Source organism: Saccharospirillaceae bacterium, from assembly GCA_022448365.1.
Taxonomy (GTDB): Bacteria; Pseudomonadota; Gammaproteobacteria; order Pseudomonadales; family Oceanobacteraceae; genus Bacterioplanoides.
In genome coordinates, this window is the sequence record JAKVCS010000001.1 from 341544 (window position 1) to 354683 (window position 13140).

Annotated in this window: 16 protein-coding genes; 9 read left to right on the plus strand and 7 right to left on the minus strand. The window is 49.0% G+C overall.

The features are described 5' to 3' along the window. Positions 1-111: 111 nt before the first annotated feature. The 3 genes from MK185_01525 (at position 112) to MK185_01535 (ending at position 3192) form a co-directional block, all read left to right on the plus strand. Complete coding sequence (locus MK185_01525) at positions 112-1083, plus strand: hypothetical protein (protein ID MCH2039301.1); 972 nt, start codon at positions 112-114, stop codon at positions 1081-1083. Further along, complete coding sequence (locus MK185_01530) at positions 1080-1919, plus strand: HAD-IIB family hydrolase (protein ID MCH2039302.1); 840 nt, start codon at positions 1080-1082, stop codon at positions 1917-1919. Before MK185_01525 ends, MK185_01530 begins: the two co-directional genes overlap by 4 nt. A 61-nt stretch (positions 1920-1980) precedes the next feature. Further along, entirely contained in the window at positions 1981-3192 is a 1212-nt protein-coding gene (locus MK185_01535) for a glycosyl transferase (protein MCH2039303.1), read from the plus strand. 158 nt (positions 3193-3350) lie between these two features. Here MK185_01535 and MK185_01540 read toward each other — a convergent pair whose 3' ends face one another. After that, positions 3351-3641 (minus strand): DUF6482 family protein, encoded by a 291-nt coding sequence (locus MK185_01540; GenBank protein ID MCH2039304.1) that lies wholly within the window; start codon positions 3639-3641, stop codon positions 3351-3353. Between the two features lie 108 nt (positions 3642-3749). Between MK185_01540 and MK185_01545 the strand changes: the two genes are divergently transcribed. Further along, entirely contained in the window at positions 3750-4433 is a 684-nt protein-coding gene (locus MK185_01545) for a DnaJ domain-containing protein (GenBank protein MCH2039305.1), read from the plus strand. A 114-nt stretch (positions 4434-4547) separates the two neighbouring features. Next, entirely contained in the window at positions 4548-5621 is a 1074-nt protein-coding gene (locus tag MK185_01550) for a polysaccharide deacetylase family protein (GenBank protein MCH2039306.1), read from the plus strand. 16 nt (positions 5622-5637) lie between these two features. On the opposite strand, the gene MK185_01555 is transcribed toward MK185_01550, so the two are convergent. Beyond that, positions 5638-6342, minus strand: coding sequence for a M48 family metallopeptidase (locus MK185_01555; protein MCH2039307.1), 705 nt, complete (start codon positions 6340-6342; stop codon positions 5638-5640). 38 nt (positions 6343-6380) lie between these two features. Here MK185_01555 and MK185_01560 point away from each other — a divergent pair, with 38 nt between their 5' ends. Then, the gene (locus tag MK185_01560) at positions 6381-6956 is read left to right on the plus strand and encodes a YecA family protein (protein MCH2039308.1); all 576 of its coding nucleotides are present in this window, start codon (positions 6381-6383) and stop codon (positions 6954-6956) included. 78 nt (positions 6957-7034) lie between these two features. Here MK185_01560 and MK185_01565 read toward each other — a convergent pair whose 3' ends face one another. The 3 genes from MK185_01565 to MK185_01575 all read right to left on the minus strand — a co-directional run bounded on the left by MK185_01565 (position 7035) and on the right by MK185_01575 (position 9603). After that, on the minus strand, positions 7035-8411 hold the full coding sequence (locus MK185_01565; GenBank protein ID MCH2039309.1) for a phosphate ABC transporter substrate-binding/OmpA family protein: 1377 nt from the start codon (positions 8409-8411) through the stop codon (positions 7035-7037). Positions 8412-8561: 150 nt separating this feature from the next. Beyond that, positions 8562-9212 carry an START domain-containing protein gene (locus tag MK185_01570; GenBank protein MCH2039310.1) on the minus strand — a complete coding sequence of 217 codons (651 nt, stop codon included), beginning with the start codon at positions 9210-9212 and terminating at the stop codon, positions 8562-8564. A gap of 76 nt (positions 9213-9288) precedes the next feature. Continuing rightward, positions 9289-9603 (minus strand): BolA family transcriptional regulator, encoded by a 315-nt coding sequence (locus MK185_01575; GenBank protein ID MCH2039311.1) that lies wholly within the window; start codon positions 9601-9603, stop codon positions 9289-9291. A 130-nt stretch (positions 9604-9733) separates the two neighbouring features. On the opposite strand from MK185_01575, the gene MK185_01580 reads away from it, so the two are divergent. After that, positions 9734-10381, plus strand: a complete 648-nt coding sequence (locus MK185_01580) for a hypothetical protein (GenBank protein ID MCH2039312.1) — start codon at positions 9734-9736, stop codon at positions 10379-10381. Between the two features lie 99 nt (positions 10382-10480). On the opposite strand, the gene MK185_01585 is transcribed toward MK185_01580, so the two are convergent. After that, a complete protein-coding gene (locus tag MK185_01585; GenBank protein MCH2039313.1) occupies positions 10481-10672 on the minus strand; it encodes a hypothetical protein in 192 nt (63 codons plus the stop codon). Between the two features lie 213 nt (positions 10673-10885). On the opposite strand from MK185_01585, the gene ylqF reads away from it, so the two are divergent. Continuing rightward, on the plus strand, positions 10886-11803 hold the full coding sequence (gene ylqF, locus MK185_01590) for a ribosome biogenesis GTPase YlqF (GenBank protein ID MCH2039314.1): 918 nt from the start codon (positions 10886-10888) through the stop codon (positions 11801-11803). Positions 11804-11923: 120 nt separating this feature from the next. Here ylqF and MK185_01595 read toward each other — a convergent pair whose 3' ends face one another. Continuing rightward, entirely contained in the window at positions 11924-12361 is a 438-nt protein-coding gene (locus MK185_01595; protein MCH2039315.1) for a DUF695 domain-containing protein, read from the minus strand. 266 nt (positions 12362-12627) lie between these two features. Here MK185_01595 and MK185_01600 point away from each other — a divergent pair, with 266 nt between their 5' ends. Then, complete coding sequence (locus tag MK185_01600; protein ID MCH2039316.1) at positions 12628-13122, plus strand: DUF2489 domain-containing protein; 495 nt, start codon at positions 12628-12630, stop codon at positions 13120-13122. The last annotated feature ends 18 nt before the right edge of the window (positions 13123-13140 follow it).

A 13140-nucleotide genomic window follows, 5' to 3' on the forward strand; every position in this document is an offset into this window, starting at 1 on the left:
AAACAACATCGCACGCAGTTTTCTTCGTTAAACCGCTCGACAGTACAGAGCATTAAACGGTGTGGCACAGAGTCTGCAACGTATCAATTAATCATAGGATTCGAGGTGAGCATGGCAACGGTATGGCCTGACGCTTTAACAACACACAATCAGACGCTGGTGGAACAGGCACAGGGCGCCTGGCTGGCAATGCCGGAAGCCTGGAAGGAGCAACTGGAGACGTGTTGGCTGCCATTGGCGAGCCATCTGGCTGAGTTCAGCAAGCAATACAAAGCCAAACATCATCAGCCAGCCATCGTCGGTGTTCATGGCGGTCAGGGGTCAGGTAAATCAACTCTGTGCCGGGCACTGGCCGATATTTATCAGCAAGCGTTCAACTGGAAAGTTGCGGTTATTTCAATCGATGATTTGTACCTGACTAAACAGGAACGGCAGCAGCTGGCCAGCGATATACATCCTCTATTGGCAACCCGAGGCGTACCCGGTACCCACGATGTTGCTACTGGTGCTGAGCTATTGCAGCAACTCAGGACGCTCGGCAGCAGCAAGTACCTCAACTATCCGGCCTTCGATAAAATATCTGATGACCGTTGCCCACAGGATGAATGGCACGGCATCAGTGGTCCTGTTGATCTCATTCTGTTCGAGGGTTGGTGCGTAGGCTGCCAGGCTGCAGACAATACCGAATTACAGCAGCCAGTTAACGCTCTGGAACAACAAGAAGACAACAAGGGTTTTTGGCGCCAGTGGGTGAACGATCAGTTAAAAGATTATTATGAACCCTGGTTTCAGCAAATTGATTATTTGCTGATGCTAAAAGTCCCGGATATTGACAGTGTTAATCAATGGCGCTGCCAGCAGGAACGCGACAACGAAAAGCTGAGCAGTAATACCCGGTCTGCCTCCGGCATGACGGATGCTCAGATTCGTCGTTTCGTTCAGCATTATCAACGCTTAACCGAACGCGCATTAAGAGACATGCCGGGTTATGCCGATCTGATATTAGAGCTTAATAATCAGCATCAGGTCAGTGCAGTACACTACAATACATCACAGCTTATCTCTGTGGAGGAAAGTGTATGAAAGCGTTTACCCACTGGATCGTTCTGACCGATCTTGATGGCACCTTACTCGATCATGACAGCTACAGCTCAAAGCCAGCTCACGATGCCATATCCCGCCTGGTACTGTCGAATATACCCTGTATTTTTAATACCAGTAAAACCTTTGCCGAAGTTGCTCAGCTGCGTCGTGACATGCATATCACAAGCCCGTTTGTATGTGAAAACGGTAGCGCTTTATTTATTGCAAAAAATAACGGTCAATTTAATCCGCTCAGTACGCAACAACAGGATTACAACAGCGAAGTTCTGGCAACCCCCTATGCAGACCTGATTAAAATTCTGTATCTGGCGCGCCAACAAGGTTTTAACTTTCGTAGCTTTAACGATATGCCTGCCAATGAAGTCGCTGCGATAACAGGATTAAGCGAAGATAAAGCCTGGCTGGCAAAACAACGCAGCGCATCCGAACCATTACTGTGGCGTGGTCATAAAGAAGAGTTGCCAGCATTCCGGCAATTTATCGAATCGCATAAATTGCAACTTATACAAGGGGGTCGTTTTTATCACGTTATGGGGGCCAGCGACAAAGCCAATGCAAATCACTTTTTCCGTAACTATTACGCCGAACAGCATGAAGTGGCACCAGAAAAAATTGGCATTATCGCATTGGGTGACGGTGAAAATGACCGCAACATGCTTGAGCAAGCGAACTATCCGATAGTGATACCCGCCGCAGAAAATACCACACTGCAGTTGAACAACCCAAACACCATTATCGCAAAACACGCCGGTCCAGTGGGCTGGAACCAGGAAATTCTGAAACTGATTGAACAACTCGGCGCCAAATCCGGATAACCGTTAGTGTTTTAAGACGGCTCGGATAGACGCATTACTGGCTGTATTAAGGAGCATCACAGTGGCTGATTTTTATCAAAACGGCATAATTACTAATCTGCATAACCTGACGGATAGACCGTTGGAGGATATCGAAAAGGAGTTAATGAGCTTCTCGCGGGTGCGCCCCATGTCACTTGTTTTACCATCACTCTACTCCGAACTGGAAGGTCCGGCTCTGGATAATATTATTCAGGAAATCTGTCAGGTGCCCTACCTGAACGAAATTGTGATTGGCCTTGATCGTGCCAGCGAACAACAATATCACCATGCTCAGGAGTTTTTCGGCCGTCTGCCACAGCATCATCGTATTTTATGGAATGATGGCCCCCGTCTGAAAAAACTCGACTCGTTATTGCAGGAAGAAGGCCTGGCTCCTAAAGAACTCGGAAAAGGCCGCAATGTCTGGTATTGCTATGGTTATGTATTGGCATCCGGCAGAGCCGAGTCGGTGGCATTACACGATTGCGATATCGTTACCTACGACCGCAGCCTGCTGGCACGTTTGATATATCCGGTCGCCAATCCCGGATTCAACTATGAGTTCGCCAAAGGTTACTATGCCCGCATCGCGCAGCAAAAGATGAATGGCCGGGTCAGTCGACTGTTGGTGACTCCCCTTTTGCGCGCACTGAAGAAGGTTTACGGTTCTCTCGATTTTTTAGAGTACCTTGATAGCTTTCGCTATCCATTGTCGGGCGAGTTTTCAATGCGCACCGACGTACTCAACGATATTCGCATTCCAAGCGACTGGGGTCTGGAGATTGGTGTACTTTCAGAGATGAAACGTAACTATTCAACCAACCGCATCTGCCAGGTTGATATTGCCGACGTTTACGACCACAAACATCAGCCACTGTCAGAAGAAGATGCCAACGCTGGCCTATCGAAAATGAGCATTGATATCTGTAAAGCCATTTTCCGAAAACTGGCGACCCAGGGCGAAGTATTCACCAACGAAACTTTCCGCTCTTTAAAGGCAACTTACTTCCGGATTGCATTGGATTTTATTGAAACCTACTACAACGATGCCCGGATGAACGGCCTTAACCTCGACCGTCATGCTGAAGAAAAAGCCGTAGAGTTGTTTGCCGAAAATATTATGCGAGCAGGTGAACACTTCCTTGCAAACCCAATGGAAACACCATTTATTCCAAGCTGGAACCGGGTTATTTCAGCTATGCCAGATGTGCTGGATCGACTATACGAAGCGGTGGAGGAAGATAACGTCTGAAGTGAGCGCCAAAGCGGCGTTGTATTGCTTGAATGATCCGAGGCCCTTCCTACTTGGTAGAGTCGGGCCAATCTCAGTTCCTTCCTGTGCGGTTCACACGAGACGACCGCTTGTGCAGAACCATACATAGGCACCGGCCTCAAACAGTATCGCCGTATTCAGTGAAAATGTAGCCGTTGCCGTTCGCTGTGTGCTACTGAATCAGTACTGTTGACCATTTCATCGTACGGCATACTTTGAATCATATATCCGTGTTGTACGCCTAACATGGCGAGCTGATGCGAACATTCAGCCAAGCTTCTAAAGCGCTTCGGCTGATTGTTCTCCATCAGCAAACTCTGCATACCATCATGAAAAATCTGAACCAGATACAAGTCCCCTTCATTCGCCAACACATGCACTTCGGGACGGGAATAATGAGCACAACGCTTTAACTCTTTTAACGTCATGATGACCTCCAAAGCTGTACATTCCTTGTACAGAGTGCGATAAAGCCATATCGCGCTCCAGTAAAGATTTGCTAACCCGGATTTGCATCACTCTGTTACAGTCTGAATATGAAACCTATTGATTCCAGTGATGATCAAAACCACCAGGCACCAGACCAGCAACAAGCTCTGGGTGATCTGGACGTTATTCGTCAGCTGCTGGCCAGTTATTTGTCCGACAGTAAGCGCAGCTCCGTTTATGAGCTGGTCAAATGGTTGCAGCAACCGGAACAGGCTATTTTTAACGAGGATGCCCTGAAAGATGCGTTAATGCTGTTCCGCTGCAATTTCTTCATCATGCACGCACTTTACCAATTGAGAAATCACTGGCTGAGTCTCGGCGTCGGGGAGCTATTGATCTCGGCACTGCATGTCCAGCTTGTACGGCAATCACCCGAACAGAAAACCGCAGAGCAACATTCTGCAATCAGCAGTAACTCACGAGATCTGGACTGTGCCGACCCACTACAGGCGTATTATCTCGACCTCAATAATCTGTCGACCAGTCGTGAGGAAGTTGAACGGTTAATGGAGCAATTCTGGAAAAAGATGGCGCGACCGGATTACAGCAGCCATCAGGATGACGATCTGGCTACGCTGGAGCTGAAACCACCGGTATCTGCACGTGAAGTACGCCAGCAATATCGGCGCCTGGCGATGAAACATCACCCCGATCGGGGTGGTGACAGTTTGCGCTTCCGACAGATCAACGCGGCATTCCAACGTCTCAAGCAAGCACCCTTTTATCACTGAAGATCCTAACCAGCCGATGTCTAATACACGCACATCACTCGCAGACTGAAGTTACGAAAGTCGTTTGAGTCTTCTGCTATCATCTGTCAGAAATCACATTCGACAGAGAGAATTATGCATTTTTCCCGGCTTTTCATTTTGCTTCTATCGACGCTGCTGCTGTCTCCGATATCTCAGGCACTGGTGATTCTTCAATATCATCATATTGATGCTACTACGCCACCGGTAACCAGTATTTCTCCAGACAATTTCGAACAGCACATGCAGCTGTTAGAGAGGGAGGGGATGCAGGTGGTTGATCTGGAAGCGGCTCTGCTGGCACTACAAAATGGCGAAGCACTGCCACTTAAAGCCGTTGCGATCTCCTTTGACGATGCTTGGGAATCGATTTACCTGAATGCATTTCCATTACTGAAAAAGCGAAATTGGCCCTTTACCATTTTTGTTAATACTCAGGCTGTGGACGAGAAGCACAAAAAAGTCGCCAGCTGGGAGCAGTTAGCTGACATGCAACAATTCGGTGGAACGATGGCAAATCACTCACATAGCCATCCGTATTTAATCGAAAAACCGACTGATCTGTCGTTGGATGAATGGTTAACCAAAGAAGTCATCGAGCCGGAAAAGCGCATTCAGAAAAAGCTGGGCGTCAGTCATAAAATGCTGGCTTACCCCTATGGTGAATTTAATACCGATATTGCCGACTGGCTGAAGAAAAAAGGTTATATCGCCTTTGGTCAACAATCAGGTCCGGTTGGTAAACACTCACATTTCCAGGCATTACCGCGTTTTCCAGCGGCCGGGATCTACGCTAACCCAAAAACACTAAAAACCAAGTTAAAAACTCTGGCATTTCCAATTACGTCCGAGCAACTGGTTGACCCTGTTCTGGCTGAAAATAATCCACCAGAATTAACCGTAAGTTTTGTTTCTAACGATTTATATCGATCTCAGATTCAGTGCTTTGCCAGCGGCGAAGGTGCAATTAAAACTGAGGCTAAAGCCCAAAAGATCTTAAACCCGGAAACGGGTAAAGAAGATCAACACATCCGTATCGTCACCCAGGCTGAAAAACCAATAACAGCAGGCCGCGGTCGATACAACTGCACGGCGGCCAGTAAAAAGCATAAAGGTTTTTATTACTGGTATTCTCAGGTATGGATTAACACTGACGTTAAAAAACGCTGATTTTTAGTCAAGCGAATCAGAGAACGTTTGCAGATGCCTGTTGCAGGCGTTTCTCGCGCTGGCGCCAGTCCGGCAGTGCTTCACTCATCAGCGACTTAAATCCTGTACCGTGATCAAAATGTTTCAAGTGACACAACTCATGCACCACCACCAGCTCGATCAGCTCAGCCGGTAATTGCATCAGTCCCAGGTTAAGGTTGATATAACCACGTTGGGATAAACTTCCCCAGCGGGTTTTCATCTTCTTCACTCTCAACGTCGGCTGCCGGTTCGCGAAGCGGCTGAAAAACGGCCACCAGTGATCAATTTGTTGCTGGAAGTAGGCGCGCGCCTGGGGCCTTAACCAGTTATCCATGGCGTCACGTACATCAATAAAGTTCCAGTCATGAGGCACCCACACCTGATTGTCGGTGACCAGGAACTCATCCAGCGCACTGGTCTGAATGGGATATTCCTTTCCCAGAATTGAAAAACTTTCCAATGCCTGCTGTTGGCGCTGTAACGCACCGGCTCGCTGACGCTTCAGCCAGGCTTCATTCATTTTCACAAATGCCAGTACGTCATTTTTCGCGCACCCCAGAGGAATACGCAGGTCGACCTCACCCTGCTCGTTAATTTGCAGCCGCATACTTTTGCGTTTCATGGCACTAATGAGCAGTTTTACCGGCTCACCATCAATATCCAGCCACATTTGTTGTTGATACGATTTTCGCGCGCCCATAAGCCTGTTAGGATTGCCTGCAAATTCAGGAGTATTGTATGTCTGACCTCAACAGTATCCCAGCTTTAACTGAAGATGAGCTGGAAACCCTCGGCGTTTTGCTGGAAACAGAAGCAGAACGTCAAGACAGTTTCGATTTTTTTGCCGTTCACGGTCTCATAACCGCCCTGCTCTCTGGCCCGAATGAGTTCGATATTCGCCAGGTATGGGATTGTGCATTTGACGAACAATTAGGTTTCAGTAAAGAGCAGAAAGTCCAGGTTAACGAGCTGATGTTAAAACTCAGCAAAGAAATCCAGGCCTGGTTAGATTCCGGACAGGATTTCCCGGTACCCGCCGACCTGACTCTGGTCGATGACGAAGAGGAAGAGCCCCCTCTTGAAAGCTGGGCCATCGGCTATATGACAGCAGTGATGCTGCAGGAAGAAGACTGGTACGCCGAACACGAGGAGAAGGTCGCTGAGTGTCTGTTCCCGATCATGTATGCCTCCGGTCTGTTTTCAGATGAACCGGAAATGGCTGACATCGACGAAGACGTGGAATTGTCTGATCAGATGTGTGGCAATATTCCAGCCGCCGTCATTCAGGTGTATTTGCAGCTGCACAGCAAGTAAGCCAGGCCAGTACGTCATCATGAAAAAGCCCCTGCCAGCCAAACTGACAGGGGCTTTTTATATTGATGATCCGCTTGCTCAGTCTGCCGCTGCAATCGCTCCAGAATCGCGCAACCATACTTCCACCCGCCGGTTTTTCATTCGGCCCTCGCTGCGGTTAATGGATGCCACCGGTAAATATTCCCCATAGCCAACTGACTGTTTCGGATAAATACCATTGCGAACCAGCTCTCGTCGTACTGCCATGGCACGAAGTTTCGATAATAACTTGGCACGTTTTTCCGTTTTCTTCTTGTCTCCGAAACCGATCAACAGCACTTCACGCTGCTTTTGTGACTGCAGATAATCCACCAGCCGTTCAATATCTTTCAGTGCTTTATTATCAAGCTTGGCACTGCCCTGTTTAAAACGGAAATTAATCGTCAGGCGCTGAGAATCCGAAGTTAGTTCCCTAAAATCCTGAGGAAGATCGGCATAAAATTCTGGCGTGACCGCTTTTAGTTCCTGCGAGATAAAGCCGGTATCCGCAACAATTTTCTGACCCGCATCGTGCAGAGCGAACTCGATAAACTCCGTGGCATACTGATTGTCGGATGCACCCGGTGTGTACATGAACAACCGGCGAGCTAACGCATAGTCCTCGGTAGCAACAGTCAATTTATTCGGTAGCAGTGCTTTAGCACTGCCGTCCGATACAGCAATCAGCTTGGCGCTGCGCACCGAGGCTAAACCAACAAAACCGATACCGGCGATATCCCCGGCGACCGTATCTGAAAGCGCGTCGTTAGACTCGAATCGCTGTGCACTGTCGATCAGCTTCTTTTGCTTCCCCAGCACCATGCCGTTGAATGAATCCCAGGTACCGGATTTATCATCACGTGCATACACATTAATTGGCCCCGGCTTACCGCCCAGCTCAGACCAATCCTGATAACCACCGGAAAATATCTCAGCGATTTCGTTGACACTCAGATCCTGAATCGGATTCTCCGGATTAATAATGATTGCCAGACCATCAATGCCAACAATGTGCTCACTCTGGGGGGCACGCATGTCGGCACTGTCTTTAAGCAGGTTGAATTCTTTGTCTTTAACCGGGCGTGAGGCAGCAGCGATATCAGCTGCGCCTGAAGCTAAACCTTTAAAACCGGTGCCGGAACCATGAGCAGCGACAGCGATATACACCTGAGTACGACTGTCACGCACAAAAGCGCTTATCACCTTCTCATTCTCAACAGCACTCTCCTGCACCTCAATTCGCTCAGCACCTTTGCGGCGCAAATACTCTTTCACAAGGTTCGGAGCCAGAGCCGCACCAATCGTATTGGAGCCCTGTATCGTAAACAGTGTTGTCTCGCCATCGATCGGCAAATCACGGAATTCGGATACAACAGCCTGTGCCGCTGACAGCCCGAAAGAACAAATAAGAATGGTTAAAACACGCAGGAATTTCATCGCCTGTGGACGCCCATTTAAAATTTCCGGGCAGTGTATGACGTATTTATGACAATGCAATGACACATGTCATTGAGGAGGACTCTGCCAACCCCCCTTTTGCCCACCGTTTCAGTGGGCAGTTGCTGGCTGATATCCGGCAGTGAACGCTCAGCGGTTCTTGATAAATGACAGCTCAGCACTCTGATATCGATCATTGGTCAGCAGCTTTTGCATGTTTTTCATGGTGTTGTACGGAGTGTCTACCACCACGCTGTTGGCCAACCAGGATGGCAGGCCGCCATTTGGCTCTGCATGGACTTCATACACGATATCCACCAAACCCTCTGAGTTTGGCGTGAAACTCCAGAACCCTTTCATGGTCGTGATGCGAATGTAATCGTCGTTTGCCGGGAATACGTCGTTGCGCGCTTCAACATCAACGCGCACAGCAAGCGTTTTCGGGTCTTGCGTGGCCAGGCTGTGAACCACCGTATCACGATCAGAAACCGGCCATGGTGCTTTAGTGATCATGTAAGAGATGGCTTCGCCGGGTTTTATGTCGTCAATGATCTCCAACACACCGCAATTATGCATCCACTCAGGCGCGCGCTTGGTATCCTCGATCAGGGCTACAGGTGCAGTTAGCGTGGTTTTAAAGCTCATTTCGCCACGAAACGCCTTCAGATCCGAACCCTCCACTTCCCGGGTGAATACTCGGATACCACGCTCTTCATCTTCCTTCTCTAACTGCCATTGGTTCTCAGCAATAGCAACATAGCTGAACAGCAGGCCGACAAGGCCGGTTAAAACATACTTCATTGTTATTCTCGCGATGGAATGTGCCGGGCAGTGTGCCAGACTTGCCAGATGGCGACACTGTCCGTAGCGGCGGACCTTATCCGCCTTTGCTGCCACCAAGGCAATTCGGCGAATCCGGAACCTGGCCACTTTGTTGCCACTCTTGTGGGGTGTAGAGATGTAAGGCCAGTGCGTGCACCGGCCCTGCTAATTCCTCAGCTAGCACGCCGTAAATCAACTGATGACGAGCAACTGGGCGCTTGCCGTCGAACTGATTACTCACCACGGTCAGTTTGAAGTGCGAATCAGTCGCCGGGCCAGAGTGCATATGACTTTCATTGGCAATTTCCAGAAATGCTGGCTCAAGATGTTGTAGCTTAAGGTTGATGGTATGTTCTATTGAAGCGGACATAGGGTTCTCCGGCACATAAATCACGCACTATAAATCATCCGCTAGTGGTTGCACAAAACCTCTGTAAGCATATACAGTAACTGTGAAATTTTTGTTGAACCAATTCAGGCCATTGCCAGGACCCCATTACATGCAGGATATCGATATCACCAGCACTCAATCTCTTATCGACCGTTACTACGAGGAAGAAAAAGCTCAGCGCGAAATGGAGCAAACGCTGGCCAGCGTAACCACGCGCCTGGATGCCAGCGACCTGGCAATGTTGTCGATTATCTCAAAACGCTTTCGCAAAACCCGCGAAGAAGTCGCTCAGGAAATATTGTCCAGCGCATTGGTCGATCTGTTTGCCCGCGTCGATGCCAGTGAGCGTAAACTGATGGCACGTGATGCCGACGATGCGGCCAAATCCATTGCCAACGAAATTGCGGAAGAGAACGGCGTTCACAGTATTGAGTTTAAGGGCGGGGCCTGGGGTAACCATGATCGTGCAGTCACAAAACTCGAACGAAAGAAGGCCAAACAGGACGAAGAAGCAGAGGCCAACTTTGAAAAGGCTGTGGCTGAACGCGTTGCAGCAGCTGTGGCAGCCGAACAAAGCGAACCGCAAGCGGCCGATGAGACAGCGGAGGTTGAGGAAACCAGTCAGTACGCTGAAACAGCTGCCATCGATAAGACACCGGCTGCTGTTGAAACTCAGGTAGAAGAAGATAGCCAAGCGACTGCCGCAGAAATGGCTGACGAGAAATCAGAAGCTCCGGCTTCAATGTTTGCCGGCTAGTCACTCATCAGCGATAGCGCTTACACGGCTGATAACGTTAACCTCCTCTTCATACGAAGCGGAGGTTATTTTTTATCTGTCTGACGTTGATACGGCTGTTCACTTACGCCAGATACGTAACTCACGGAACTCACCCGGTCCGGCCTGCATCCACAAGACTTCGGTCTGATCTGAAAAAACGAATTTGTTTCCAACGAGAAACCCGGCACGACGACGTCCGGAAACGGTAGCAGAGGCCTGTCGCCCCTGCTGTTTGGCACTTTGGGCAAAATCATCAGGTAAGAGATCCATAGGTCTGTCTCCCGTCAAACTCAACTTCCACCAGCGTAAGCCGGTTTTGTGACAATCCTGTGTCGCTGACTGCTAGGCCTGTTCTCTGTGGCGCCGTACCTGATTTCGGTACGATTATGAATAGCGTGAGTACAGCTTTAGCAGTTGCTCTACACAGGCCTTGCTTTACAATGTGCCGCCCTTTTCATCCATCGTCAATCGGAAATCGTCACTATGGCAATCCACTGGTTCCCGGGCCATATGAACAAAGCCCGCAAAAAAATCGCCGAAGCCATGCCGGAAATCGATCTGGTGGTTGAGGTGCTCGATGCCCGTTTACCGTTTTCCAGCACCAATCCTCTGGTGGATGAACTCAGAGGCGACACCCCTTGTATTAAGATTCTCAACAAGTCAGATCTGGCCGACCCGAAGGTTACCCAGCAATGGGTGAATTACTTTGGTAACCAACACAACACCCAGGCTATGCCGCTGGTTGCTGAAGACAAGAAGCAGGTTAAAAAGGTAATTCAGCTGTGTAAGAAACTGGGGAGTCGGCGTACAGAGAAAAAGCTGGCGATCCGCGTGATGATTATGGGTATCCCGAACGTGGGTAAATCCACGTTGATTAATGCGCTTGCTGGTCGCCAGATTGCCCGCACTGGTAATGAGCCAGCAGTTACAAAAGCCAATCAAATGATCGACCTCAAGAACGGAGTGGTGTTATCCGACACCCCAGGCATCCTTTGGCCCAAATTCGAGAACGAAAAAAGCGGTTACCGACTGGCTGCCAGCGGCGCGGTCAAAGATACCGCCATCGAGTACACCGATGTTGCGCACTTTGCATTAGGTTACTTACTGGAAGCCTATCAACAACCGCTGATGACACGATTCAAAATGAAAGCGCCGCCGGAGAATGCCGAGCAGGCTCTGAATACAATCGCCGCGAAGCGAGGCTGCTTGCGTCCGGGAGGCATTGCCGATCTGCACAAAGCGTCAGAACTGTGCCTTCACGAATTACGCTCAGGGAAGATTGGTTTGGTCTCACTGGAAACACCAGATATGGTCGAAACGGAATTAGCAGAGATTGAAGCCATCCGCATCGCTGCAATGGCAGCGGAAGAACAACAAAACGACAATGAGCAGAAGCGTTGATCGGGTGGGCGATACTGTTTTCTGCTTCACAACCACCGCGATACGCTACTGACGAAACACAGAAGTATCAGGTGTTTATTGGACACTACCCGGTCTTTGTTTGTCGGTTTGCCAGTTAGCTTAATCCTGTTGCTGGATAACGCTATAAACCTGATTGAAGATCAACCACTGCGGGTCTTCGTCAGCAACCACTTCAATCGGGTACAAACCTCTGTCTGTCGGAATGTCGTCCAGAGCGGTTTTCAGGCTTTCCAGATCTGTGCAGTAAATGATCCACTGATTGACCGCATCGTGGGTAATCATCATTGAGACAACGGCGTTTTCATTGGGTTCCAACGCTACCTGAAGACTCTGATGAAACACCAGAATGCTTTGTTGTTCGCTGTCTGCCGGAAAACCGCTGCTTTCGTCCTGAGTGTCGGCGTGCCAGGCAATTTGAACACAGATGGGAAACTTTTCCGATTCGGCAGCCAACTGCCAGTCTTCGCGGAACTGAATACTGATCGGCTTCCCGTTTAGATCTCCGGTTGCCCTTACCCAACGATTATTGACCAGCATGGTCATTTTCCTTATTCGTTTTTCTGATCATTCAGAGTAACCAATATTAGGAAAAATGCCATAGATACACCGGCTTTTATACCCGACAGCCCGGTGATTGATTTGCCAGACACCGTCAGGGAACACGTAACGACTGTGAATAAGACCAAAACAGACTTTTCGCCAGAATGCCAAACGAAGGGTGTTTATCCGGTAAAGACTAGCCTAGACGGTGCAACACTCGTCATAATAACGCCCTGTTTTGATTACGTGAACGAAATAACCTTATGAGCCCCACTACCCTGTTTGCCATCGTTGGTCTGATCATCATCATTATACTCGCAGCCTATGCCTGGAATCTGGTTAAACAAGTAAAACAAGCTGAAGCCGACGTCGAACGTCAGCAACAGGAGGAGGCGGCAAAGGCGGCTCACAATCTCCGCCAGAAACAATTGGAACTGGTTAATGATATCCGCTTTGTTGCACGCTCGGTGCTGGAACAGCAATGTGAAATCACCGAAGGCGTATTGCGTATCCATTATCTGATTTCAGGTCTGGATCCAGATGCATGGCAGCTACCAGAATTGACGCAACTGCGTAAGCACTACGAATCGACACGATCAATGCCGATTCTTGATGAATATAAAAAGCTCAATAAGAAGCAGCAATTTAAGCTGGATACACAACGCTGGACGCTGGAAAGCGATAATAAAGAGGCGATCGAAAAGGATCTTCGCTGGCTGGTGACTTACTCTTTCCCGCAGGTTACGCTGCTGCAATAATCCTGTTCTTAACTAAAA

Excerpts from the sequence above, each read along its gene's own strand:
- ylqF (MCH2039314.1), top strand. The coding sequence starts at position 10,886 with ATGGCAATCCACTGGTTCCCGGGCCATATGAACAAAGCCCGCAAAAAA.
- MK185_01555 (MCH2039307.1), bottom strand. The coding sequence starts at position 6,342 with ATGGGCGCGCGAAAATCGTATCAACAACAAATGTGGCTGGATATTGAT.
- MK185_01560 (MCH2039308.1), top strand. The coding sequence starts at position 6,381 with ATGTCTGACCTCAACAGTATCCCAGCTTTAACTGAAGATGAGCTGGAA.
- MK185_01565 (MCH2039309.1), bottom strand. The coding sequence starts at position 8,411 with ATGAAATTCCTGCGTGTTTTAACCATTCTTATTTGTTCTTTCGGGCTG.
- MK185_01540 (MCH2039304.1), bottom strand. The coding sequence starts at position 3,641 with ATGACGTTAAAAGAGTTAAAGCGTTGTGCTCATTATTCCCGTCCCGAA.
- MK185_01585 (MCH2039313.1), bottom strand. The coding sequence starts at position 10,672 with ATGGATCTCTTACCTGATGATTTTGCCCAAAGTGCCAAACAGCAGGGG.
- MK185_01550 (MCH2039306.1), top strand. The coding sequence starts at position 4,548 with ATGCATTTTTCCCGGCTTTTCATTTTGCTTCTATCGACGCTGCTGCTG.
- MK185_01525 (MCH2039301.1), top strand. The coding sequence starts at position 112 with ATGGCAACGGTATGGCCTGACGCTTTAACAACACACAATCAGACGCTG.
- MK185_01575 (MCH2039311.1), bottom strand. The coding sequence starts at position 9,603 with ATGTCCGCTTCAATAGAACATACCATCAACCTTAAGCTACAACATCTT.
- MK185_01530 (MCH2039302.1), top strand. The coding sequence starts at position 1,080 with ATGAAAGCGTTTACCCACTGGATCGTTCTGACCGATCTTGATGGCACC.
- MK185_01580 (MCH2039312.1), top strand. The coding sequence starts at position 9,734 with ATGCAGGATATCGATATCACCAGCACTCAATCTCTTATCGACCGTTAC.
- MK185_01600 (MCH2039316.1), top strand. The coding sequence starts at position 12,628 with ATGAGCCCCACTACCCTGTTTGCCATCGTTGGTCTGATCATCATCATT.
- MK185_01595 (MCH2039315.1), bottom strand. The coding sequence starts at position 12,361 with ATGCTGGTCAATAATCGTTGGGTAAGGGCAACCGGAGATCTAAACGGG.
- MK185_01570 (MCH2039310.1), bottom strand. The coding sequence starts at position 9,212 with ATGAAGTATGTTTTAACCGGCCTTGTCGGCCTGCTGTTCAGCTATGTT.
- MK185_01545 (MCH2039305.1), top strand. The coding sequence starts at position 3,750 with ATGAAACCTATTGATTCCAGTGATGATCAAAACCACCAGGCACCAGAC.